Raw genomic sequence first — 24,218 nt, 5'->3', positions numbered from 1 at the left:
AGAGGTATCGAATGTTAAAAATAGGATCACATGTTTCGATGAGCGGCAAGAAAATGCTGCTTGCTGCAAGTGAAGAAGCGGTCTCCTACGGAGCAAATACATTTATGATCTATACAGGAGCACCGCAAAATACCAGAAGGAAAAAAATTGAAGACCTAAATATTGAAGCAGGAAGACGTCATATGGAGGAAAATGGAATCACGGAAATTGTTGTCCATGCTCCTTATATTATTAATATTGGCAATACAATAAATCCAGATACATTTGAATTAGGTGTCCGATTTCTTCGTACTGAAATTGAACGTACAGAGGCCATAGGTGCCCAGCAGATCGTTCTTCATCCAGGAGCACATGTAGGGGAAGGAACAGAAGCAGGAATTAAGAAAATTATCGAAGGTTTAAATGAAGTTTTAACAGGCAAGGAAAATGTTCAAATCGCTTTAGAGACAATGGCTGGGAAGGGCTCCGAATGTGGCAAATCATTTGAAGAGCTTGCCATGATTATCGATGGAGTAAATTTTAGCGATAAGCTTTCAATTTGTTTTGATACATGCCATACCCATGATGCTGGTTATAATATCGTTGAAGATTTTGATGGTGTCCTAAATGAGTTTGATAAAATTATCGGGATAGACAGATTAAAAGTCCTTCATATTAATGATAGTAAAAATGCAGTTGGAATGAGAAAGGACCGCCATGAAAATATAGGTTTTGGCCATATCGGGTTTAAAGCACTGAACTATATTATTCATCACCCGCAGCTTTCAAACATTCCCAAAATATTAGAAACTCCATTTGTCGGAGAGGACAAAGACAACAAGAAAGCTCCATATAAATTTGAAATTAACATGCTTCGCGAACAAAGGTTTAATGATAATTTGCTTGATATCATCATGCAGGGATAATAAAAAAGCTGTGCATTTTCGCACAGCTTTTTTTATTATCCGCTTTTTGTAAGTTGCATAAATAGTTTATTCACTTCACGAGCCGTTTCAGTGCCCGCAGTTTTTGCAATTTCTTTTACTAATGCGGCTCTCTGGACATCATCAAAAATATTAATGTTTTTGCCTTTTAAGTATTCAGCAATTTTTTTTGCCTGCACCCGATTTACATTGATATTAAATTGTTTTGCATACTTTAACAATTCTTCAGCCGTAATCGTGTTAATTTTATGATTAATGATGTTTTCAAATATCTTCACCCTCATCACTCCTCCTTCCTAATGTATGAAAAAGAAGAAAGAATGTGACTAAATCATTTGTTTCAACTTAGAAACTTTACAGAAAGTGAGTCCTGTTGTATACTACTTGAAGTTAAATCGGAATGATTCTTAAAATTAAAGGTGAGAATGCATGACAACAGAAGCTGTTATTGAAATAAATAATCTTTACTATCGTTATGAAAAGGATTTAGTGCTTGAGAATATCAACCTTTCCGTTCCAGAAGGTTCATTTCTGGCGATTGTCGGCCAAAATGGATCCGGGAAATCAACGCTTTTAAAGCTAATCCTTGGCTTGTTAAAGCCGCAAACAGGGGATATTCATTTATTTGGCCAGGAATTGGCTAAATTTAAAGAATGGCAGCAAATTGGCTATGTTTCTCAAAAGGCAAATTCTTTTAACACAGGTTTTCCGGCGACTGTTTTTGAAGTAGTCGCAAGCGGTTTAACAAAAAGGCTGGGAATGTTTCATTTTTTCAAGAAGGAACATTCAAAAATGGTGTATGATGCATTAGAAGCTGTTGGAATGGAGAAATTTCGCCATCGAAATATTGGTGAACTCTCAGGGGGACAGCAGCAGCGAGTTTTTATTGCCCGTGCGCTTGTAAGTGAACCAAAAATGCTTATTCTGGATGAACCTACTGTCGGGGTCGATGTCCAGAATGTTAATTCCTTTTATGAAATGCTTGGTGATTTAAATCAAAAGAATGGGATCACTCTTTTGTTGGTTACCCACGATATTGGGACTGTTTCGGATAAGGTTACCCATGTTGCCTGCCTGAATAAACATTTACATTTCCATGGAGATACCGAGGAATTTGAACAGCTTAGAGCAGATGGATTATCTGATTTTTATGGGCATGGCGTCCATTTGTTATCACATCATCATGATCATGGAGGCGTAGTAAAATGATCGCAGGAATTTTTCATTACGAATTTTTACAAAATGCCTTCATATCGGGAATCATGATTGGCGTTCTTGCCCCGCTTTTAGGTGTATTTATCGTTGTAAGACGATTGTCCTTAATTGCTGATGCCCTCAGCCATGTAACGCTTGCGGGGATTGCTGCAAGCTTGCTGCTTGAAAAGAATTTTGCGTTTTTTACCGGGTTAAATCCTCTTTATTTAGGGATGGTTTTCTCTGTAGGCGGCTCGTTATTTATTGAGAAGTTAAGAGGAGTATATAAACATTACCAGGAACTAGCTATTCCGATTATTCTTTCAAGTGGAATCGGATTGGGCGTTATCTTTATATCGCTTGCAAATGGTTTTAATACGGATTTATTCAGTTACTTATTTGGCAGTGTCTCTGCTGTCAGCCGAATGGATCTATGGATTATTTTTATGATCAGTATTGTGGTCATCCTGGTAATCGTTTTACTTTATAAAGAACTATTTTTATTATCGTTTGATGAAGAACACGCAAAAGCCTCCGGGATTGCTGCCAAAAGTATTCATTTTATTTTCATTGTAATGGTTGCCCTTGTCATTGCAGCTTCAATGAGAATAGTTGGAATCTTGTTGGTCTCCTCTTTAATGACGCTTCCGGTTGCAGCAAGCATTCGGATAGCAAAGGGATTTAAACAAACGATTTTTTTCTCGATTCTTTTTGGTGAAATATCAGTGCTCGGCGGATTATTTACCGCTTATTATTTAAATCTTGCTCCCGGCGGGACGATTGTGATGATTGCTGTTCTTATTCTAGTATTAGTGATTATGATTAAAAAAATAATGGTAAATAAAAAAACAGATAAGGAGGGTTCTGTGTGAATGTAAATGAGGCACTCCGGTATTTAAAAGAAAAGGGATTTAAACATACAGGCAAAAGAGAAGAGATCCTCCAGCTGTTTGCTGAAAATGATAAATACCTTACTGCAAAAGATGTTTTGGATCAATTAAAGGACGGCTATCCTGGTTTAAGCTTTGATACGATTTATCGGAACCTTTCCCTGTTCGTTAGTATGGGAATTTTGGAAATGACGGAATTATCGGGAGAGAAGCATTTCCGGTTTACCTGTTCGCGTCATAATCATCACCATCATTTTATTTGTCTTGATTGCGGCAAAACAAAAGAAATAGATACATGCCCGATGGCAGATCTTAATGAGGATTTGATGGGATATGATATTTCTGGACATAAATTTGAAATTTACGGACGCTGTCCGGAATGCTCCATATAAAAGAGGATGACATCACGTCATCCTCTTTTTAGATCCACCCGGAAAGGGCCGGGGCCTTTTGTTCAGATTCGTTGTTCAACCATTTTTCTACCCAGGCGTAGGCTTCATACCAGTTATTTACCCGAATAACCCCTTTTGGCAGTGGATCTTGATTATAAGGAGTGTCAAATAAAACAACGGGGATGCCACATTCTTCGTGGATGATAACGGCATTGTCATGCTTATCCTCGAAAAAGAGCTCAACTTTATGCTTTTTCGCCGTTGCCACTTTATCATGCGAGCCGATTAACTCAATTAAATGATAGGATAATCCATTATCAGAGAACCATTTTTTTGTACCTTCAAGGAGGTGTGAACCACGTGCACTTATGAAAAATAAATCATGTTCATGCTTCCAGGTATTTAAGACATCCTCCGCCCCAAGCGCAAGCGGGGAACCCTCATAAATAACCGGCTCATTTTCAGTAAACCATTTTGAGAATTCCTGTTCCGAAACATTTACATAAGGCGTTAATGAATATTGTTTTATATCTTCCAGGATTAGGTTTAAACCAAATGCTTTATTTATAAATGGCAGCAGTGCAGAAGGGCACGTAACTGTTCCATCGATGTCAATTCCAAATCTCTTTCTCATTTTTTGCATTCACCTTCAACATGGTTAAATATAACGTCTGTTCTTATTTTACCAAAGAAGGTATCCTCACTAAAGAAAAATATTTTTGGATGTTTTGAAACAAAGCGCTATTTAAGACAAACATTAACATATTAAAAGTGCCATAAACGCAAACAATAATAGTGCTCCTATAACTGAAAGTGAGGGATTACAATGGCAGACCTTGAGAGAGACAATGAAGTGCGTGAATATACCAAGAGTGCATACATTGGCGAAGATATCCCAAATGACCCTTCAGACTATAGAGAAGAAACGGCTGCAGAAATTGCAGCACCTGTACCGCTGGTCCGAAGAAGGGACTATGACGATATTAGTGGTAGAGCAGAGGGTGGAACGGGCGTCGGCTATGCTGCTTTAGCACTTTCGATTTTATCTCTATTTGTATTGCCAATTCTTTTTGGTGCAGCAGGGATTGTGTTAGGATTTATTGCACGAGCTAGAGGAGCCGCTGGGCTTGGAGCATGGGCAATCGGTATTGGCGTCGTTTCCATTGTGATTGGCATCTTTATTTTACCGTTCTTTTAACCAATTTCCGGCATAGGGGCAAAAAAGAAGAGGATGGCTCCCATCCTCTTCTTAATTTATTATTTTGTTACCTTTTCTTCCTCAGCTTTTTTCTTGAAATATTCCTCAGCAACTAGGTCGATTTCTTTTTTCAATTCCTCGACCATTTCAGCCTCAGGTACCTTTCGAACGATTTCACCTTTCCGGAATAACAGGCCTTCACCGCGGGCACCAGCGATTCCAATATCTGCTTCGCGTGCTTCGCCAGGACCATTGACGGCGCAGCCAAGTACCGATACCTTAATTGGAGCTTTAATATTTTGAATATATTCCTCGACTTCATTCGCAATGCTTATGAGGTCAATTTCAATTCGTCCGCAGGTTGGGCAGGATATTAATGTCGCTGCATTGGAGGAAAGTCCAAATACTTTAAGGAGCTCTCTGGCCACTTTAACTTCTTCTACCGGGTCTGCACTTAATGAAATTCTAAGTGTGTTTCCAATCCCTTTGTTGATTATTGCCCCCAAACCTGCAGCACTTTTAACCGTACCGGAGAAAAGGGTACCTGATTCTGTAATTCCCAAATGCAGCGGATAATCAAAAGCACGTGCCGCTTTTTCATACGCTTCAATCGCAAGATTTACATCAGATGCCTTCATGGAGACAATAATGTCGTGAAAATCCAAATCTTCCAGAATTTTTATGTGATGGAGAGCACTTTCGACCATTCCATCTGCAGTAGGATAACCGTATTTTTCAATAATTCGTTTTTCGAGTGAACCAGCGTTTACACCGATGCGAATAGGTATTCCCCGCTCTTTGGCTGCCTTTACAACAGCTTCGACTTTTTCACGTTTACCGATATTACCGGGATTGATGCGGATTTTATCGGCACCGCCTTCAATCGCCTTAAGTGCTAATTTATAATCAAAATGAATATCCACGACCAAAGGAATATTGATTCTCTTTTTAATTTCCGGTATGGCATTGGCTGCCCGCTCATCAGGACATGCGACGCGGACAATTTGACAGCCAGCCTCCTCAAGCCTTTTAATTTCAGCCACTGTAGCTTCAACATCATGAGTCTTAGTGGTTGTCATACTTTGAATAATCAATTCATTATTGCCGCCAATAGTTAAATTTCCCACTTTAATTGGACGGGTTTTCGTGCGATGTATTATTTCACTCACGTGGAATTCGCTCCTTTAAATTGGAATTCGAATAAAAGTAATTACTAAGTCAATATCAATTTATTTTATCAGTCTACTACTAATCTTGACAAGATAAACGGTTTTATCCTGATTACTTAGAGTAATCAGGAAATTGATAGGTAGAGCCGATTTGGATTTTTTCCGGAGTTTTGCCAGGATTAAGCTTACGAAAATCTTTTATTAAATCGGTTATCGAAACCGGTAATGGCTTTTTAATATGGTGCTCTACGATCGAAATGACGGTTTCACCCGGTGCCACTTTAGCCTGGAAGGAGGGTAATCCTGTGATGGCCTTTTGGGCAGTTTCCACTTGTGCATCAACCTTTTGAGTAGAAACTTTTGGCAAAGTACCGATCGTTAAATCAATATAAATAACGTACATGACAAGAACTGTGAGCACTAGTCCGAATAATTTTTTCATATGTACAAGCCTCCAAAAAAGCAATGTTTGTACATTCGTATGCTTGTCCAATTTCAAATAGAACCAAGAATAAAAAAACACACCAGAGAGGTGCGTTTTAGTTGATTTTTTTCGGCTTTGGCGTTTCGTTTATAGCAAGGTAAAGGACGATAATGATGACAAACCAATTAATGATAAAACTGTTAGGAACATAGGTCTTAATCGCTGACATAACCGTAAAAAAAACAGTTGGCAATGTTTCGCTGTAGGCAGCCATTCGCCATAATTGGCCATATTTTAATTTTCTGCCCGAGAGGTTATTAATCGTTAAACCAATCAGTGCTAAAACGGTCACTTCGATAAAACTGGAGGCACTTGAAAATAAATAAATAAGAAAAGAAGCTGTCGGAATAATAATGGCTTTCACGCTATCAATGGAGTTTATGAAGTCCAGCAAATTACTTTTGGTGATCTTCATCCCTTGGAGCATCGAATAGGGATAGGTCTGTGTTTTACCTCCCGTTGCTAAGACAAATTCATTTTTTAACAGTGCAAATGCATTATCTTGTGCTTCCACATCCTTTTCGGAAATGGCTCCGGTTGGATCAAGCAAGATGGTAAAGTTATTTTTTTCAATTGTCTTTGGAACTTTTGTTTCAGCTTCGAGCTTTCCATTGCTAATTGTAAAGGATGGTATTTCATCTTTTATGACAGATCTAGCCGTATCAATCCCATTGGAAAGTGAGGTACTTAAATAATATATGGATGGAAGGATGGAAATTAATGTTAGAAAAAAAACATATAAAATGGTTTTTCCAATCCCTTGAAAACGAAAAAGCGCTATATCCTTTGGAGAATAAATGCTTTTAATAAACTGCTTAAAAATATTCATATTGACCACCTTCACCCGAGATTCATCACTTTATTGTAGCTTGACAAATCATTATATACAAGGATGATCCATGACATTCTTTAATTTATTCCACAAATTTCATGAGAGCAATTCTGACAGTCAACTTCCTCTCGTAAATAGCTCAATTTTTTAATGGTGAATTTTTGTTGATCATATGAGATGATGCCTGATTCACGTAGGTCTTTTAAAGATCGTTGAATGACTTCCCTTGTTCCATAGGTGAGATTGGCCAATTCCTGATGGGTTAATGGGAGATCAATCAGAATTCCATCCTCTGTTAATACGCCATATGAATTGCAAAGACGGATAAGAATCGAATATAAACCGCCCTTTTTACCATTCATAATAAGGTCCATACATTTCATTTGCGCTTTCAAATAGCTGGTGCTGAGGGAAACGGCAAGAGCATTCAAAACCTCAGGGTCATTTAACACAAATTCCTCGAATTGTTCTTTTTTTATCGCAAGCAGCTCACAGTCAGTTAATGTTTTTGCATAAAAGTGATAATGGGGATTTTGTTGGAGGAACTGATACTCAACTAGAATTTCTCGATTATTTAATATTTTTAAAATAATTTCTTTTCCTTTTAAATGAATTCTTCCTAGTGCAATACTCCCTTTTAGTAACAAGTAGACATACTGAACAGGGTCCTTTTCTTGAAAAAGTACCGTTTCTGATTTTATTTTTTGAACTGGTTCCTTTTGCTGAAAAAATTGCCATAGTAATTGATAGATGGAAGAGTTATTAGTCTTCATGGTTCGCCACTCCTTTTATACCCATTCAGCTTGATTTAAATGAATTATTAACATCATGTCAATACAGATTTTCCATGAAAAGTACCCAGATAGACGTTAATATGACAAAAATCGTTGACAGAATGCCATGTGGGTGAATTCTGACAATTTTTTGAAACTTTGTACCTAATTTTTTTGACAAAGGTTATTGTATTTTCTTTGTCATTTTGGGCATTGTATCATTTGTTGGAATCAAGCATTTTATTTGAAACGTGAGACCAACTTTGGTAATCTTAAGCTACAAAGCTTTAGAAATATTCTAAAAATCTTTTATGAATATCTAGAGCCCAAAATTATATGAATACATAGGAGGATGTTAAAAATGGCTTTTGAACTACCGCAATTACCATATGCAGAAGATGCATTAGAACCACACTTTGATAAAGAAACAATGAATATTCACCACACAAGACATCACAACACATATGTAACAAATTTAAATAACGCATTAGCTGGTAACGAAGAATTATTATCTAAATCAGTTGAAGAAGTTATTTCAAATTTAGATGAAGTTCCAGAAGCAGCTCGTACGGCTGTGCGCAATAACGGCGGCGGACATGCAAACCATTCATTATTCTGGCAAATTCTATCTCCAAATGGCGGTGGTGCCCCAACTGGTGAGCTAGCAGATGCTATTACAAATAAATTTGGCAGCTTTGAAGCATTTAAAGAAGAATTTGCAAAAGCTGCAACTACTCGCTTTGGCTCCGGTTGGGCTTGGTTATCTGTAAACAACGGTGAATTGGAAGTGTCAAGCACACCAAACCAAGATTCTCCATTAATGGAAGGTAAAACTCCAATTCTTGGCCTTGATGTTTGGGAGCATGCTTACTATTTAAAATTTCAAAACAAACGCCCTGACTACATTAACTCTTTCTGGAATGTAGTAAATTGGGACGAAGTTTCAAAACGCTTCAGCGCAGCGAAGTAATATAAGATATGAAGGCAGCTTTTTTAGCTGCCTTCTGTTTTTGTGAATAAGAAAAACTAGCTTGTTAAAGACTACCCTTATGAAAAAGGGGAGTTTTTTTATGGCAAAAAAAATGAAAATTTTAGGTGAAGTGGAACTTACGAAGGATTTAACGTTATTGCTGCTAATTGGCGGTTTATATTCTTTAAGCATCGCCCTTTCAAACACCTTCGTGAATATCTATTTATGGAAGCAAACAGGACAATATGCCGATTTAGCACTGTACAACCTCTCAATCGTTGTTTTGCAGCCGTTAACCTTTATTTTAGCTGGTAAATGGGCAAAAAAAATCGATCGCGTCATCGTGCTTCGTATCGGTGTCATCTTTTTGGCTTTTTTTTATTTAACAGTATTAATAACGGGAAAAAATGCAGCAACGTTTCTTCTTTTATTAGGCAGCCTCTTAGGGATTGGCTATGGCTTTTATTGGCTGGCCTTTAATGTATTAACGTTTGAAATAACCGAACCGGAAACGAGAGATTTTTTTAACGGCTTTTTAGGAATTTTATCATCAGCCGGAGGAATGATTGGCCCTTTTGCAGCGGGGATTATTATTACACGTTTTGAAAAGTTTACGGGTTATTCCATTGTTTTTGGATTATCGCTTGGATTATTTGCGTTGGCTGTTTTCTTAAGCTTCTCCTTGAAACGGAGACCAGCACATGGAAGGTATTGTTTTACCCGGATCTTTGCCGAAAGGAAACATAATGAAAACTGGCGTCTCATAACAAATGCCCATTTTTTTCAGGGTTTGCGAGAAGGGACTTTTTTATTTGTTATCTCTGTTTTCGTATACATATCCACTGGCAGTGAGATGGCTTTAGGCACCTATGGTCTCCTCAATTCCGGGATTTCTTTTATCGCCTATTACCTGGCATCACGATTAATTAAAAAACGGGCTCGTAAAAAAGCAATTCTCATAGGCGGTATCCTGCTTTATTTAGCAATCCTGTTAATTGTCTGGAAGGTGAATTTTGTAAAGCTGCTAATATATGCTTCCACGATTGCGATTGCCTACCCGCTCCTGCTTGTTCCATACATATCGACGACCTACGATGTGATTGGAACAGGTTGGAAGGCAGCTGAAATGAGGATAGAGTATATTGTGGTCCGAGAAATATTTTTAAACTTGGGAAGAGTTGTCTCGATTTTACTTTTCCTTGCGGCCATCACGTGGTTTAATGAAAAAAATAGCATTCCAATCTTACTTTTGATTTTGGGTGCTGGCCACACATGTATTTATTGGTTTATTAAAAGAGTCCATTTGCCAGCAGCCTAAAGCGATGAGAAGAAAGAACCTCATCGCTTTTTCCATTTTCTTGATTGTTGTAAATTGGCAAGGTTTCATGATAGTAAAAAACAACATTTTCTTATAAAATAGAAAATGTTATGTCGTGCTCAAAAAGGAAGTGTTAATTTACATTGAACAAAAAGAAAAAGAAGAAAACACATGTGCCATTTCGATTAAATTTGCTTTTCTTTATTGTGTTTTTGCTCTTTTCCATTTTAATTTTACGTCTTGGTGTCGTTCAAATCGTTTATGGTGATGATTATACCCGCGAAATTCAACGAACAAACGATATTACGGTAGATACTCCTGTTCCCCGTGGGAAAATGTTTGACCGTAATGGAAAGGTTATTGTTGATAATACTCCATTAAATGCCATCACCTATACTAAATATCAAAACACAACACCGCAGGAAATGTTAAATACAGCTGGAAAGCTTGCAAAACTAATTCATGTAGATACCTCAAAACTACGTGATCGTGACAAAAAGGATTTTTGGATTATGAAAAATCCTGAAAAAGCAAAAGCGTTAATCACTAAAAACGAATGGGCTTTATTCGCTCAGAAGAAATTAGCTGATTCGGATCTTTACAAATTGCAGCTGCAAAGGGTTACGAATGCTGATATCCATTTTTCCTCAGCTGACCTTCAAACATTAGCAATCTATAGTAAATTTACCAGTGGATTTGCATTAACACCGCAAATTGTTAAAAATAAGGGCGTTACCCCTGAGGAATTTGCAGTTGTGAGTGAAAATCTTGAAAATCTGCCTGGTGTAGATACAACTACAGACTGGGATCGCTCCTATCCATTTGGGAAGACATTAAATACGGTATTAGGAAAAGTAACATCCTCTGATGAAGGTATTCCTAGCGAGGAGCTGGATAAATATCTTGCTCAAGGCTACAGCCGAAATGATCGTGTTGGAAAAAGTTATATTGAAGCGGAATATGAAGATGTATTGCATGGCCAAAAAGCGAAGGTAAAAAACCAAACGGATAAATCCGGTAATGTTTTATCGACCGAAGTGGTCTCAGAAGGAGCACGTGGTAAGGACCTTGAGTTAACCATTGATATGGATCTTCAACTTAAGGTTGAGAAAATTATCGAACAAGAGTTGTGGAAAGCGAAGCAAAATCCAGGCTCTGGCCTTTTAGATCGAGCTTTTGTTGTGTTAATGGACCCACACACCGGGGATATTTTAACAATGGCCGGAAAAGAAATTGCTAAAGACCCTAAGACCGGAAATCCTACAATGCAGGACTTTGCCCTAGGAAATATTACAACCTCCTATAACGTAGGATCTGCTGTAAAAGGGGCAACGGTTTTAACCGGTTATCAAACAGGTGCAATTAAACCTGGAGAAATGCAGTTAGACGAACCTTTACACATTGCCAGCACACCTGTTAAATCTTCATGGAAGACATTTGGCTGGCTGAACGATTTAAAAGCACTTCAAGTTTCTTCGAACGTTTATATGTGGAAAACGGTTATTGCGATGGCAGGGGGGCATTATGTTGCCGGTCAGCCGCTGCCATTAGACCTATCAAAGGCCAACACCATTCGACAATCTTTTAAACAGTTTGGCCTCGGAGCGTTAACGGGTATTGATCTTCCGAATGAATCGGCTGGATTTGCCGGGGTTGTACAACAGCCAGGTAACTTGCTTGACTTAGGGATCGGTCAGTTTGATACGTATACCCCAATGCAGCTTGCTCAGTATATTTCTACAATTGCTAATGGAGGCTACCGGATTCAGCCGCATATTGTTAAGGAAATACGCGATCCGATTATGGAAAAAAATCAAATGGGGCCGATTGTACAAGAAATTCAGCCTACCATTTTAAACCGAATTGATGAACCAGAATCATGGATTAATCGAGTAAAGGAAGGATTTAAAATGGTTATGCAGACGCCGGGAGGTACGGCTTTCAGCTATTTTAAAGGCGCTGATTACAGTCCGGCTGGTAAAACCGGAACAGCGCAAGCATTTTATGATGGACCAGATCGTAAGAAATTTGGAAAAATACCTCCTGAAGTAATGAACTTAAGTCTTGTCAGTTATGCGCCAAGTGATAATCCTGAAGTGGCTATGGCAGTATTAGTTCCATGGGCTTATTCGGGAAACAGCGGACCGAGTGTAAATGAAATAATCGGCCGTGAAGTATTGGACGCCTATTTTGACTTGAAAAAACAACGGGCAAAAGCACTTAACAACACCACCAATACCGGAAGCAGCCAGCAAACTGGCCAATAAGACTTTCACACCTGTCTCTTTTTTGGGGCAGGTGTTTTTTTTCGAAAATATTGAGCAATCTAACCTTAGGTCTTCTGAAAATATTTTTACCCATTTACAAAACTCTAACACACATTTACAAAACCTTTACATTCCATTAAAACCAGCTTAACAGTTAGGCGATATTCTTAAGCATGTAAGGAAGACAAGTAACAAAACAAAATCCTTAGGGGGAATTAAGTCTATGAAACGCTTTAAAAAATTAAGCCTTGTTACAATACTTGCTGCTTTAATGGTAGTTATGGCGGCATGTGGAGGCGGAACATCAACGAATAAATCAAATCAAACTGCAAATACAACACAAGGTCTTTCTGGTTCATTGGTAATTTCCGGTTCAACTGCATTGCAGCCATTAGCGTCCGCTGCTGCAGAAGAATTTATGAATAAGAATTCAAAAGTAAGCATTCAAGTTAATGGCGGTGGATCTGGTACGGGTCTATCACAGGTTGCACAAGGCGCGGTTCAAATTGGTAACTCTGACCTTTTTGCTGAAGAAAAAGGTGTAGATGCAAGCCAGTTAGTTGACCATAAAGTGGCAGTAGTTGGCATTACCGCAGCAGTTAACCCTAAAGTGGGAATTAAAGATATTAAAAAAGCGGACCTTATCAAGGTTTTCACTGGAAAAATTACCAACTGGAAAGAGCTTGGCGGTCCAGATCAAAAAATCACTCTTGTAAACCGTCCTGATTCTTCAGGTACACGTGCAGTATTCAATAAATTAGCTTTAGATGGTGCAACGCCGGCAGAAGGAATTACAGAAGATTCTTCCAACACAGTGAAAAAGATTATTAATCAAACACCAGGCGCAATCGGCTACCTTGCCTTCTCCTATTTAACAGATAACACGGTGACACCACTTTCAATTGATGGCGTGCAGCCAACCGCTGAAAATGTAACAACTGGTAAATTCCCAGTTTGGGCTTATGAGCACGCATATACAAAAGGTCAACCAAATGCAATTGCGAAAGCATTCCTTGACTATATGATGAGTAATGAAGTTCAAACGAATATCGTAACTAAACAAGGCTATATTCCTGTCACACAAATGAAAGTGCAACGTGATGCGACAGGTAAGGTAACAAATAAATAATCAAAATTGGTTTAAAACTATATAGGGTAAATGCTAATTGCATTTACCCTATTAGGACGTAAATTTAGGGGTGTAAATTTCTTATGGAAAAATTGGCGCCAGCAAAAGAAAGATTGCTGAAATCTGAAAAGAATTGGCTGAACGGGGAAGTAAGAGGAAAAATTATAGTATTCTTTTGTGCAATTATCATGATATCAGCAACAATTGCTATCACTATTTTCCTTGGGACAAAAGGGTTGCAATCATTTATTAAAGACGGTGTAAGTCTTATTGAATTCTTAACCAGTAAGCATTGGGATCCTACAAATCAAGCGAAACCTCTTTACGGGGCATTACCGTTTATTTTTGGTTCTTTTGCTGTAACTTTTCTTGCAGCAATAATTGCCGCTCCACTTGGTATTGGCGGAGCTATTTTTATGACAGAAATCGCTCCTTCATGGGGCAGGAAAATTTTGCAGCCCGTAATTGAACTATTAGTAGGAATTCCTTCAGTTGTTTATGGGTTCATCGGACTTACAGTGCTAGTTCCCTTTATTCGTACGCATTTTGGAGGACTAGGTTTTAGTTTGTTATCAGGGATGATCGTGTTGTCAATCATGATTTTGCCAACCATTACGACCATTGCGACAGATGCTATGAGCTCCATTCCGAAAAATCTTCGCGAAGGTTCATTTGCATTAGGTGCAACCCGCTGGCAAACGATTCGGAAAGTATTAATTCCCGCTGCATTACCTAACCTATTGACGGCCATTGTCCTTGGAATGGCAAGAGCATTTGGTGAAGCATTGGCTGTTCAAATGGTCATTGGAAATGTTAAAACCATGCCGCACAGTATCACAGATGCTTCTGCTACGTTAACGACGATTATTACGCTTAATATGGGCAATACAACATTTGGAAGTCCAGAAAATAATATTTTATGGTCTTTAGGATTAATTCTCCTCATTATGTCATTCGCCTTTATTCTTTTAATTCGGTATCTTTCAGCTAGGAGGAAGATTTAATGAATTCGAGAACAGCCGATCGAATTGCAACGGGGGTATTTATCCTTATTGCTTTAGTTATAATTGCTATTTTAGTTGGTCTATTTTCTTTTATATTAGTTCATGGTGTATCACAGATCTCCCTTAAATTTTTAACGACTCCATCAAGCAATATGATGGCTGGGGGCGGAATACGCGATCAATTATTTAATTCGTTTTATGTTCTTATTATAACCATGATTATTGCCGTTCCACTTGGTATCGGCGGCGGTATTTATATGGCCGAATACGCCAAATCAGGTAAAGTGACGAATACCATTCGTTCCTGTATTGAAGTTTTAGCATCGCTTCCTTCTATTGTTATTGGTATGTTCGGTCTCTTAATGTTTGTTACGTTAACAGGCTGGGGATACACCATATTGGGAGGTGCTCTTGCCCTAACAGTATTTAATCTTCCCGTCTTAGTAAGGGTAAGCGAGGATGCCATTCGGAATGTACCTCGGGATCAAAAGGAAGCCAGTCTTGCTCTGGGTATAACCCATTGGCACACCATTAAAACAGTGTTATTACCTAGTGCCTTTCCGTCCATTCTCACTGGAGCCATTCTAGCTTCCGGCCGTGTGTTCGGGGAAGCGGCAGCTCTTCTATTTACTGCGGGACTTTCAACGCCGAGACTAGATTATACGGATTGGAATCCATTTTCAGGCACTTCGCCATTAAATATTTTTCGTCCAGCCGAAACACTTGCCGTTCATATTTGGTCTGTTAACACGCAAAGTTTAATTCCGGATGCAGATGCAGTTGCAGCTGGATCGGCAGCTGTTTTAGTGATTTCGGTTTTAATATTTAATCTTTTGGCAAGGTGGATTGGAAGTTTAATTCACAAAAAAGTAACGGCGACTAAATAAAGGATCGGGTGAGTTTATATGCTTACAGCAGTGATGGAAAATGATACTGCAAAACAATCTGTTAATGAAAATAGCCAAATGAAAAAAGAAAATATATTAAAGGTAAATAATTTAGAAATTTTCTACGGAGAAAAACGTGCGGTAAATGGCATTTCCATGGAGATTGAAAAAAATTCCGTTACAGCTCTAATCGGCCCTTCGGGATGCGGGAAATCTACCTTTTTACGAAGTATTAACCGAATGAACGATTTGATTCCCGGTGCAAGAGCTGAAGGTGAAATTATATATGAGGATTTAAATATTCTGTCTGAGAAAATAAACGTGGTGGCATTAAGAAAAGAAATTGGCATGGTTTTTCAAAAGCCCAATCCATTTCCAAAATCCATTTATGGAAATATCACCCATGCATTAAAGTTTAATGGCTTAAGAAAGAAAAGCCAGCTTGATCAGATTGTTGAAGAAAGTCTGCGAAAAGCAGCCTTATGGGATGAAGTGAAGGACAGGCTGCACAAATCGGCCCTATCTCTTTCAGGCGGACAACAGCAGCGTTTATGTATTGCAAGAACGATTGCCATGAAACCGACCGTCATGCTGCTGGATGAACCATCTTCTGCATTGGATCCAATCTCTAATGCTAAAGTGGAGGACTTGATTGTTGATTTGAAAAAGGATTATTCCATCATTATTGTCACCCATAATATGCAGCAGGCATCACGTATATCAGATAAAACAGCCTTCTTTTTCAGTGGTGATTTGATTGAATATGATTTAACAGAAACCATTTTTACCAATCCTTCTGTGAAAAAGACGGAAGAATACATCTCGGGGCGGTTTGGATAAGGGGAGGCAATTTTATGTCCACGATAGCGGTACACAAACAAGCTTTTCAAATAAATGATTTAAATCTTTGGTATGGTGAGCATCATGCTCTAAAAGGCATAAATTTTCCTATTAATAAAAGAGAGGTCACAGCAATAATTGGACCATCTGGATGTGGTAAGTCCACATTCATTAAAACTTTAAATTTAATGATTGATTATGTTCCTAATGTAAGAATGACCGGTGAGATTAATTATAACGGCAAAAATATATTAAACGAAAAACATGATCTGGTGGAGCTACGGAAAAATGTTGGTATGGTGTTTCAAAAGGGTAATCCCTTTCCCCAATCCATCTTTGATAATGTGGCTTATGGACCAAGGGTTCATGGGATAAAAAGAAAGGTCCATCTTGAAGAGATTGTAACAAAATCATTAATGGATGTGGCGCTTTGGGATGAGGTTAAGGATCGCTTGCATGCACCTGCTATGGGGTTATCCGGCGGGCAGCAGCAAAGGCTGTGTATCGCCAGAGCACTCGCTACAAAGCCGGATGTCCTATTAATGGATGAACCAACATCAGCACTTGACCCGATTTCTACCTTGAAAATCGAGGAATTAATATTAGAACTGAAAGAAAAATATACAATAGTGATTGTTACTCACAATATGCAGCAAGCATCCAGGGTATCGGATAAAACAGCTTTCTTTTTGATGGGGGAATTAATTGAGTTGGATTCAACCTCTAAAATTTTTTCCCGTCCTAAAGATGAGCGTACTGAAGGCTATATTACTGGAAGATTCGGATGAGGTGATGAAATGAGTACTAGAGCAAATTTTGATCATGAATTATCACAATTAAAAGAAATGCTTTTACAAATGTCACGAAAATCAGAAAATGCAATTAAAGAGGCCATGAATGCTTTAATTAACCAAGACCTTGAAAAAGCAGAAGAAATCATTAATGCCGATGACAGGATTGATGAATTGGAGCATGAGATTAATACAAAGGCAATCGTGCTAATTGCAAAAGAATCACCGGTGGCAACAGATCTTAGAAGAATTATTGTTGCATTAAAGGTGTCATCAGAAGTTGAGCGAATTGGTGATTTAGCTGTAAATATTGCGAAATCTACAATCCATATAGGAAATGAAAAGCATATTAAAGAAATTATTGATATTCCTAATATGTTGGAAATGGCTTTAGGTATGCTTTCTGAATCCTTAACAGCTTTTATATCTGAAGATATCGATCTGGCACGTCAAACTGCTGCAAAAGATGACCAAGTAGATCAAATGTATGGGAAATTAATTCGGGAATTAATGGGCTATATTCAAATGTATCCATCCAGCATCAATCAAATTACTCAATTAGCGTTTGTTGCCAGATATATTGAAAGACTAGCTGACCATACCACAAATATTGCTGAAAATGTTATTTTCCTTGTTACCGGAAAACGATATGATTTGAATGCTTAAGAAATTGAATAACGCAAAAAAGATATGGCTCATAAAAATGCATGCCATATCTTTTTTATTTTTAGCTGTGTTAAAGGCGAATATTGATTTTTAACAACCGTTGATTGGAGCGGAGGGCGCTCGACTCCTGCGGGAGCAGCGGGACAGGTGAGACCCCACAGGTGCTTTAGCGCCGAGGAGGCTCACCGCACGCCCAGCGGAAAGCGAGCGCCAGGAGCGGAAATCAACATCCAAGTTTATCAGAGCCTTATTTTTACATAAGGAATCAGATATCGACAATTTGCGTTTATTGTGCGGCATCCTATCTGGTGTTACGATTAAATTATAAAAATTAGAACTATTTGTAAATTTTAAGCATATAATATTAATTTGCAGATTGGAGGAAGACATGATTGAAGAAATTATCAAAATGAAAGAAACTGGACGTTCGCCATTGGAACTGATTGAATCTATTCCAGGAATTTGGTCTAATGGGAAGGTTTATTGGATGCAGCACAGCAATGAAAAGATTATTAATGAGGAAAAGTTGGTCGTTAAAGTAAAGCATGAACATATTCATTCCAAAATAAATTTATCCAGCGTTTATATCAGCAATCACAGTAATCAAAAAAAAGAAATTAAATTCTTGGCTCAACACCACTATACAAATGTCAGCCAAGAGCAGTTTACATTTGTGACACCAAAAGAAAATCGAATATTCCATATTGCAGGTAAACATATATTCTTAGTAAACGGCGGGATAGAGGGTATGGGGATTCCAGAAAGTACCATCCAACCGTATTGGAGAATTTATATTGATCAGATATGGAGTTCTCTTCAAAAAGGAAACCTTCTCTATCAGCCAATGGCAAAAGGCCCGGCAGTTAGTATTTTTGCAATGAAAACGATACTCGAGCCTCGGGAGACAAAAAAAATAATCACTTGGACAATCAGTGGAACAAGTAAAAACGAAGTAATTTCCCTGGAACAGGCACTTTTAAAAAACACACTAGCATTTCCTTCAGAAAAATGATATTATAGAAAAGTCGTATGAACGAACTAGCTTAATGGTTTGGAGGGAAATAACATGCGTGTAAATATTACATTAGCTTGCACTGAGTGTGGAGATCGTAATTATATTTCTAAAAAAAATAAACGTAATAACCCAGATCGTCTTGAGCTTAAGAAATATTGCCCAAGAGAAAAGCGTACAACAGCACACCGTGAAACAAAATAAGCAGTAGGGGCTCCCTGCTGCTTTTTTTGTTGCAAAAAGTTGGAGGAGGAATCTGGAATGAATGGGAAAAAATCCCTTAGGAAACAAATGATTGAAAGGCTCTCGCAGCTGCCCAAAACCATCTATGAGAATGATTCGGTTGAAATTGCCAATCGGCTTTTTGAAGATCAGGATTGGAAGCATGCGAAGGTTATTGGGGTGACCATCTCAAAGTTTCCGGAAGTGGATACATATCGGATTATCAGAAAAGCCTGGGAATTAGGGAAACAGATCGTTGTTCCAAAATGTTTTCCAAAAGATAAGGCCATGTCATTTCGAACACTAACAGACTTTTCTCAGCTGGAGTCCGTGTATTATGGATTATTAGAGCCTATAGTGGAATCAACAATCGAAATGAGTCATGATCAAATTGACCTGTTAATTGTCCCTGGGCTGATTTATTCACGGGAAGGGTATCGAATTGGCTTTGGCGGCGGATATTACGACCGTTATTTATCACGCTTTTTAGGTAAAACCCTTTCTCTTGCTTTTACTTGTCAAGTAGTCGACCAATTTCAAATGGAAGAACATGATAGGAAGGTAGCTAAAATTATTACTAACGAAGAGGTCATCACAATCACATGACCGAGACCATCATCATTCTTGCAGTAATCATTTTGACATGCTTTTTGGGATACAAACTAAAAGCTCTATCAGCAAATGGTGCTTTTGCCGCGTTAATTGTGGGCTTGGCTGTAAATATCGGCATTGGCGTAAATGGGCTTTTTCTGCTAGGGGTATTCTTTGTTTCCTCTAGCTTATGTTCCAAATTCAAAAACATTGAAAAAAACATGGTTGAAGAAAAATTAGCCAAGGGGTCTACAAGAGATTGGCGGCAGGTAGCTGCTAATGGCGGTACAGCTGCCATTTTTGGCCTTATTCATTTTTTTCATGATAACCTCTATTGGCAGATTGCTTTTGCTGTCAGCATTGCCAGTGCAAATTCTGATACATGGGCATCGGAAATTGGTACATTAAGTAAACGGAAACCCATTTCCATCCGGACATTGCGTCCAATGGAAAAAGGGACTTCCGGAGCCGTTAGTTTACTAGGCACCGGCGCTGCTATTTTAGGCTCTTTCCTTATTTCATTACTCTGTTATTGGCTTTTTCAAATAACAATATTTGATTGTTTCATTATTTTTTTGTTTGGCTTTCTGGGTAATATGATTGACACACTTTTCGGTGCTTTTTATCAACAGGTATATATTTGTAAAAAATGTGGTATTGAAACTGAGAAAAGGTTTCACTGTCAAATGCCTACGCACAGAATAAAAGGCTATCGTTTTGTTGATAATGATATGGTTAATTTTCTATCCGGACTCTTGGCTGCATTGGCCGCGCTGGTTATGGTTTATTTAATAAAATAGCGCTGTTAAAATTGGTTGTTGATTTCCGCTCCGGGTGCTTGCTTTCCGCGGGGAGGTCCGGGAGCCTCCTCGGCGCATAAGCGCCTGCGGGGTCTCCCGTGACCTCTTCATCCCGCAGGAGTCGAGCACCCTCTACTCCAATCAACAGTTGAAAAAATCAACAATCACCTTTAACACAGTCAATAAAATAAATCTTTAATAGACCTGGGAGGTTTTAGGATGCAAAACCGTGTAAATCGAGTGGCGCTTATTGGCGCTGGTTTTGTTGGTTCCAGTTATGCCTTTGCCCTATTGAATCAAGGAATTACCGAAGAACTTGTCATCATTGATTTAAATAAGGATAAGGCAGAAGGGGATGCCATGGATTTAAATCATGGGCTGCCGTTTGCCCCATCCCATACGAAAATTTGGTTTGGAAGCTATGAGGATTGTGGAAAGGCTGACGTTGTAGTAATCACGGCAGGAGCCAATCAAAAGCCTGGTGAAACCAGGCTTGATCTTGTTGAAAAAAACACGAGGATCTTTAAAGGTATTGTCGATGAAGTCATGGCAAGTGGATTTGATGGGATTATAATTGTAGCAACAAACCCTGTTGACATTCTAACCTATGCGGTATGGAAATTTTCCGGATTGCCTAAAGAAAGAGTCATCGGCTCCGGAACGATCTTGGATACCGCGAGATTCCGGTATTTGCTTGGGGATTATTTTAATGTGGATGCTCGTAATGTTCATGCCTATATAATTGGTGAGCATGGCGATACGGAACTGCCTGTTTGGAGCCATGCTGATATTGCCGGGACATCCATTTCAGAATGGACAAAAAATAAAAAGGGATTTAATCAAGATGACCTCAATAACCTTTTTTTAAATGTCCGGGATGCTGCCTACCATATCATCGAGAAAAAAGGAGCAACCTATTATGGAATCGCGATGGGGCTTGTCAGATTAACGACTGCCATTTTAAGAAATGAAAATTCCGTTCTGACCGTTTCTTCCTACCTAAATGGCGAATATGGACAATATGACGTTTATATTGGGGTGCCGGCTGTGGTAAATCGAAATGGAATAAGAGAAATAGTAGAATTTGAATTAAGTGAAGATGAAAGAGAGAAATTCTCGCATTCTGTTTCTGTATTAAAGAAAACAATGGAACCAGTCTTTAAAAATAATTAACTTTTTGTTTATGGGATAAAAATAATCCTTTCTTCGCAAAATATCGATAGGAGGGATATCTTATGTCTCGTATATTGTCATCGATTTTTGTAATTGGTTCAATTGGATATTTTGGGTTCCGCTATCGATACAAGATTATTAACCTTATGCTCGGTTCAAGCTGGCTGAGGCGTATCGCAGTGGGCTCAATCATGAGCTTTCCAGGTGTAAAAAGAAAAATGATGCAATCTGTTTTTGGAAGACCATCTGAATGGTGAAAACCACAGATGGTTTTTTTATTTGCAGAGACCAATAGTCAATTAGTTAAAGTATTGAATTCTTTCGTTTATAATAGAAGGAATCAGGACAAATGAAAAACGTTTCTAAGTGAATATAATAATACGGATAGAAAGCAGGGGGGAAATTGACTAATAGAGAGGATTATATCTTTTGGAGGCTGGCTTCATTTTTTATTACGGTACAGCGATACCGGATTATTCAATTATTTGAAAATCAAAAGGAACTCTGGCTTGAAAAGCTGGAAAATAAACATGCCCCCATTGTTCGATTATTCATGCAGGATTTAAATTGGAGCAATGCCATGCAAAGGGATATTGAATTTACATCGGCAAATGGAGAAAATGTTCGCAAACAAGTCAACCGTAATGATTTAAACGTTTTAAACATTTATATAAGCCAGTACCCTCCGGTAGATGAATATGATGACCGGCTTGCCAAACCCTATCTAAATCCTGATGGGAATAAGACCTCCGTCCATTCAGTATTATTCGCTAATGGGGAATATGAATCCTCTTTTGAAAAACTATCAAAGATCTTGGGGCAAAATATTTCGATAGATGTAGAGGAACCACATTCAGACGAGGATGTTGAACTCCTGAAAAAATCAACATTGGAATTTGCCCTGAATGCTAAAAAAAAGGAAAGAGAAGCTTTCGGGAATGGAAGGCCGTTATTTACTTACCTTTTCATAGCGGTTCAAGTAGTGGTTTTTATCTGGCTTGAATTGCATGGCGGGAGTACGAATAATGCTACTTTAATTAAATATGGTGCCAAATCTAACCTGCTAATATATGAAGGGGAATGGTGGCGGTTGATTACGCCAATTTTCCTTCACATTGGTTTTCTGCATCTCGCTATGAATACCTTGGCATTATATTTTCTCGGCACTGCTGTAGAACGAATATATGGCAATGCCCGGTTTGCTTTTATTTATTTGCTCGCTGGGGTTGCTGGTTTTATTGCCAGTTTTATCTTCAGTGCTAATATCTCGGCAGGAGCAAGCGGTGCCATTTATGGATGTTTTGGAGCATTGCTTTTATTTAGTACGATTTATCCAAGGCTCTTTTTCAGAACAATGGGGACAAATGTCATCATCGTGCTAATAATAAATCTTGTTTTTAGTTTTTCAGCAACAGGCATTGATACAGCTGGCCATTTAGGTGGCTTATTAGGCGGTTTTCTTGCTGCCGGGATAGTCCAAGTGCCAAATAAGAAAAAGTTGGCCCTGCAGGCTGTTTATTTGCTTCTCACCATCGGATTAATTTGGGGAAGCCTCACATATGGCTTTCATTCGCCAGAAGCCTATTTCACTCTTTCTTATTCTGAACTTCAAAAAGGCAAGATTGATGAGGCAAAAATAAATTTGCAAAAGGCGGTACAATTAAATCCAAATTTCCATGAAGCCTATTATAATCTGGCCATCATCAGTTTAAAAGAAAACAATCTCAAACAAGCAAAACAATTTGCAGAAAAAGCAGCTGATCTAAATCCAAATGATCAGCAATATTCTGATCTTGTCAAACAAATTAATCAACATTTGCAATCCTCTGGCGGAGGAAAATAGGTTCACCTTTGGCAGATTCCAGTAAGACTAATAAATGAGTTTTATCTTTAGCTAATAATATAAGGGGGATGGTACTGCCAATCGGATTTTCAATCGTACCATCTTCTTTTTTAATGCCTAGAAAATAGTTCTTATATAAGCCTTCCCACAAAGACCCGATAATCCTTTCTGTTTCTTTTTTGCTATAGCCGGAAAAAACTTCTGATTGTATTAAGTCGATCTCAGTTAAAGGAAATGCCTGATAATTATTCAGAGGAATGGAAAAGTGCCGTAACCCTTTGTTCCAGCTAATTTGAAGCATTCTTTTTGTATTATCATCTAACACTTGCTTCCATTGCTGCTCTTTTGCAGTAGTGGGTGTTCGAAAAACATCCTGGTTGGGAGATAGAGACGGAACGGTGTATAAATAATTGTTTGACATGGCTTGTGAACTGAAAATTTGGTTTCCTTTTTCATGAAGCTCTGCATGGTGGAAACTTATGGCTTGCAATAATGAATTATTTTGAACGTCTACACTTTTTTCTTGTCTTAAATTGTCTGTGTTAAGCTTCCATTCACCCAGCCTTTCAATTAATCGGCCATTTGAAAATAATAAGCTGATATCCTGGCGTAAATAAGCTTTTCGATCCAGTTTAGATTCAACGCCCCATTTTATATTACGTTTATCCAGCTTGGTTAAAGAAGTCTCCGCTTTATTAAACGTAACTTTTGGGTCGATTGGAAAAAAAGTAATGCTTTCTTGAACCTTTGGAAAAGCAGTTTCATAAATAACAGCCGCAATAATTACCATAATGGAAATAGCAAGCAAAAAGTGTATTTTTTTCAATATTTTCATCTCTCCCCAGCCATC

The 24,218-nt window shown here is 38.3% G+C and carries 28 protein-coding genes; 21 read left to right on the top strand and 7 right to left on the bottom strand.

All coding sequences use genetic code 11. The features are described from left to right. The first annotated feature begins 11 nt into the window (after positions 1 to 11). Positions 12 to 905: a deoxyribonuclease IV gene (locus ACZ5XR_RS20370; protein ID WP_464498246.1), complete on the top strand. Its 894-nt coding sequence runs from the start codon at positions 12 to 14 to the stop codon at positions 903 to 905. Between the two features lie 35 nt (positions 906 to 940). On the opposite strand, the gene ACZ5XR_RS20365 is transcribed toward ACZ5XR_RS20370, so the two are convergent. Next, positions 941 to 1,201 carry a DUF2624 domain-containing protein gene (locus ACZ5XR_RS20365; RefSeq protein WP_464498244.1) on the bottom strand — a complete coding sequence of 87 codons (261 nt, stop codon included), beginning with the start codon at positions 1,199 to 1,201 and terminating at the stop codon, positions 941 to 943. Positions 1,202 to 1,352: 151 nt separating this feature from the next. Here ACZ5XR_RS20365 and ACZ5XR_RS20360 point away from each other — a divergent pair, with 151 nt between their 5' ends. Genes ACZ5XR_RS20360 through ACZ5XR_RS20350 form a run of 3 tightly spaced genes read left to right on the top strand, consistent with a single transcriptional unit; the run spans position 1,353 to position 3,399 of the window. After that, on the top strand, positions 1,353 to 2,132 hold the full coding sequence (locus tag ACZ5XR_RS20360) for a metal ABC transporter ATP-binding protein (protein ID WP_464498242.1): 780 nt from the start codon (positions 1,353 to 1,355) through the stop codon (positions 2,130 to 2,132). Next, positions 2,129 to 2,989: a metal ABC transporter permease gene (locus ACZ5XR_RS20355; RefSeq protein ID WP_464498241.1), complete on the top strand. Its 861-nt coding sequence runs from the start codon at positions 2,129 to 2,131 to the stop codon at positions 2,987 to 2,989. Before ACZ5XR_RS20360 ends, ACZ5XR_RS20355 begins: the two co-directional genes overlap by 4 nt. Next, positions 2,986 to 3,399 (top strand): Fur family transcriptional regulator, encoded by a 414-nt coding sequence (locus ACZ5XR_RS20350; RefSeq protein WP_464498240.1) that lies wholly within the window; start codon positions 2,986 to 2,988, stop codon positions 3,397 to 3,399. The genes ACZ5XR_RS20355 and ACZ5XR_RS20350 overlap by 4 nt, the downstream gene beginning before the upstream one ends. 28 nt (positions 3,400 to 3,427) lie before the next feature. On the opposite strand, the gene ACZ5XR_RS20345 is transcribed toward ACZ5XR_RS20350, so the two are convergent. Then, positions 3,428 to 4,033 carry a hypothetical protein gene (locus tag ACZ5XR_RS20345; RefSeq protein WP_464498239.1) on the bottom strand — a complete coding sequence of 202 codons (606 nt, stop codon included), beginning with the start codon at positions 4,031 to 4,033 and terminating at the stop codon, positions 3,428 to 3,430. Between the two features lie 192 nt (positions 4,034 to 4,225). Here ACZ5XR_RS20345 and ACZ5XR_RS20340 point away from each other — a divergent pair, with 192 nt between their 5' ends. Further along, positions 4,226 to 4,597 carry a hypothetical protein gene (locus tag ACZ5XR_RS20340; RefSeq protein WP_464498238.1) on the top strand — a complete coding sequence of 124 codons (372 nt, stop codon included), beginning with the start codon at positions 4,226 to 4,228 and terminating at the stop codon, positions 4,595 to 4,597. Positions 4,598 to 4,656: 59 nt separating this feature from the next. On the opposite strand, the gene ispG is transcribed toward ACZ5XR_RS20340, so the two are convergent. From ispG to ACZ5XR_RS20320, 4 genes are all read right to left on the bottom strand, one after another. Beyond that, complete coding sequence (ispG, locus tag ACZ5XR_RS20335) at positions 4,657 to 5,757, bottom strand: flavodoxin-dependent (E)-4-hydroxy-3-methylbut-2-enyl-diphosphate synthase (RefSeq protein WP_464502391.1); 1,101 nt, start codon at positions 5,755 to 5,757, stop codon at positions 4,657 to 4,659. 121 nt (positions 5,758 to 5,878) lie between these two features. After that, on the bottom strand, positions 5,879 to 6,208 hold the full coding sequence (locus ACZ5XR_RS20330; protein ID WP_464498236.1) for a hypothetical protein: 330 nt from the start codon (positions 6,206 to 6,208) through the stop codon (positions 5,879 to 5,881). Positions 6,209 to 6,305: 97 nt separating this feature from the next. Beyond that, complete coding sequence (locus ACZ5XR_RS20325) at positions 6,306 to 7,079, bottom strand: DUF1189 domain-containing protein (RefSeq protein WP_464498235.1); 774 nt, start codon at positions 7,077 to 7,079, stop codon at positions 6,306 to 6,308. A gap of 80 nt (positions 7,080 to 7,159) precedes the next feature. Next, positions 7,160 to 7,855, bottom strand: a complete 696-nt coding sequence (locus tag ACZ5XR_RS20320; protein ID WP_464498234.1) for a Crp/Fnr family transcriptional regulator — start codon at positions 7,853 to 7,855, stop codon at positions 7,160 to 7,162. 361 nt (positions 7,856 to 8,216) lie between these two features. On the opposite strand from ACZ5XR_RS20320, the gene ACZ5XR_RS20315 reads away from it, so the two are divergent. The 16 genes from ACZ5XR_RS20315 to ACZ5XR_RS20240 all read left to right on the top strand — a co-directional run bounded on the left by ACZ5XR_RS20315 (position 8,217) and on the right by ACZ5XR_RS20240 (position 23,368). Beyond that, entirely contained in the window at positions 8,217 to 8,825 is a 609-nt protein-coding gene (locus ACZ5XR_RS20315) for a superoxide dismutase (protein WP_464498233.1), read from the top strand. Positions 8,826 to 8,925: 100 nt separating this feature from the next. After that, the gene (locus tag ACZ5XR_RS20310) at positions 8,926 to 10,143 is read left to right on the top strand and encodes an MFS transporter (protein WP_464498231.1); all 1,218 of its coding nucleotides are present in this window, start codon (positions 8,926 to 8,928) and stop codon (positions 10,141 to 10,143) included. 143 nt (positions 10,144 to 10,286) lie between these two features. Beyond that, positions 10,287 to 12,410 carry a penicillin-binding transpeptidase domain-containing protein gene (locus tag ACZ5XR_RS20305; protein WP_464498230.1) on the top strand — a complete coding sequence of 708 codons (2,124 nt, stop codon included), beginning with the start codon at positions 10,287 to 10,289 and terminating at the stop codon, positions 12,408 to 12,410. Between the two features lie 223 nt (positions 12,411 to 12,633). Then, positions 12,634 to 13,539 (top strand): phosphate ABC transporter substrate-binding protein, encoded by a 906-nt coding sequence (locus ACZ5XR_RS20300; protein ID WP_464498229.1) that lies wholly within the window; start codon positions 12,634 to 12,636, stop codon positions 13,537 to 13,539. A gap of 83 nt (positions 13,540 to 13,622) precedes the next feature. After that, positions 13,623 to 14,543 (top strand): phosphate ABC transporter permease subunit PstC, encoded by a 921-nt coding sequence (gene pstC / locus ACZ5XR_RS20295; protein WP_464498228.1) that lies wholly within the window; start codon positions 13,623 to 13,625, stop codon positions 14,541 to 14,543. Beyond that, positions 14,543 to 15,430, top strand: coding sequence for a phosphate ABC transporter permease PstA (gene pstA / locus ACZ5XR_RS20290; RefSeq protein WP_464498227.1), 888 nt, complete (start codon positions 14,543 to 14,545; stop codon positions 15,428 to 15,430). Before pstC ends, pstA begins: the two co-directional genes overlap by 1 nt. A 78-nt stretch (positions 15,431 to 15,508) precedes the next feature. Then, positions 15,509 to 16,270, top strand: coding sequence for a phosphate ABC transporter ATP-binding protein PstB (gene pstB / locus ACZ5XR_RS20285; protein ID WP_464502390.1), 762 nt, complete (start codon positions 15,509 to 15,511; stop codon positions 16,268 to 16,270). 14 nt (positions 16,271 to 16,284) lie between these two features. Further along, entirely contained in the window at positions 16,285 to 17,058 is a 774-nt protein-coding gene (pstB, locus tag ACZ5XR_RS20280) for a phosphate ABC transporter ATP-binding protein PstB (RefSeq protein WP_464498225.1), read from the top strand. 9 nt (positions 17,059 to 17,067) lie between these two features. Next, the gene (phoU, locus tag ACZ5XR_RS20275) at positions 17,068 to 17,727 is read left to right on the top strand and encodes a phosphate signaling complex protein PhoU (RefSeq protein WP_464498223.1); all 660 of its coding nucleotides are present in this window, start codon (positions 17,068 to 17,070) and stop codon (positions 17,725 to 17,727) included. A 388-nt stretch (positions 17,728 to 18,115) separates the two neighbouring features. Continuing rightward, positions 18,116 to 18,739 (top strand): hypothetical protein, encoded by a 624-nt coding sequence (locus ACZ5XR_RS20270; protein WP_464498222.1) that lies wholly within the window; start codon positions 18,116 to 18,118, stop codon positions 18,737 to 18,739. Positions 18,740 to 18,793: 54 nt separating this feature from the next. Further along, entirely contained in the window at positions 18,794 to 18,943 is a 150-nt protein-coding gene (rpmG, locus tag ACZ5XR_RS20265) for a 50S ribosomal protein L33 (RefSeq protein ID WP_071395755.1), read from the top strand. Between the two features lie 57 nt (positions 18,944 to 19,000). Continuing rightward, positions 19,001 to 19,567, top strand: a complete 567-nt coding sequence (locus ACZ5XR_RS20260; RefSeq protein WP_464498220.1) for a 5-formyltetrahydrofolate cyclo-ligase — start codon at positions 19,001 to 19,003, stop codon at positions 19,565 to 19,567. Next, positions 19,564 to 20,352: a DUF92 domain-containing protein gene (locus ACZ5XR_RS20255; RefSeq protein ID WP_464498219.1), complete on the top strand. Its 789-nt coding sequence runs from the start codon at positions 19,564 to 19,566 to the stop codon at positions 20,350 to 20,352. The genes ACZ5XR_RS20260 and ACZ5XR_RS20255 overlap by 4 nt, the downstream gene beginning before the upstream one ends. Before the next feature lie 219 nt (positions 20,353 to 20,571). Next, complete coding sequence (locus ACZ5XR_RS20250; protein WP_464498217.1) at positions 20,572 to 21,525, top strand: L-lactate dehydrogenase; 954 nt, start codon at positions 20,572 to 20,574, stop codon at positions 21,523 to 21,525. Positions 21,526 to 21,587: 62 nt separating this feature from the next. After that, positions 21,588 to 21,782 carry a hypothetical protein gene (locus ACZ5XR_RS20245; RefSeq protein ID WP_464498216.1) on the top strand — a complete coding sequence of 65 codons (195 nt, stop codon included), beginning with the start codon at positions 21,588 to 21,590 and terminating at the stop codon, positions 21,780 to 21,782. Positions 21,783 to 21,928: 146 nt separating this feature from the next. After that, the gene (locus ACZ5XR_RS20240; RefSeq protein ID WP_464498215.1) at positions 21,929 to 23,368 is read left to right on the top strand and encodes a rhomboid family intramembrane serine protease; all 1,440 of its coding nucleotides are present in this window, start codon (positions 21,929 to 21,931) and stop codon (positions 23,366 to 23,368) included. Here the strand turns inward: ACZ5XR_RS20240 and ACZ5XR_RS20235 are convergent. After that, positions 23,331 to 24,194 (bottom strand): hypothetical protein, encoded by an 864-nt coding sequence (locus ACZ5XR_RS20235; protein ID WP_464498214.1) that lies wholly within the window; start codon positions 24,192 to 24,194, stop codon positions 23,331 to 23,333. The two genes, ACZ5XR_RS20240 and ACZ5XR_RS20235, sit on opposite strands and share 38 nt — an antisense overlap. Positions 24,195 to 24,218 lie beyond the last annotated feature (24 nt).

The organism is Neobacillus sp. Fa239, from assembly GCF_055395235.1.
Note: the sequence above shows the minus strand (reverse complement) of the source record. Positions and strands in the feature narration are given on the sequence as shown.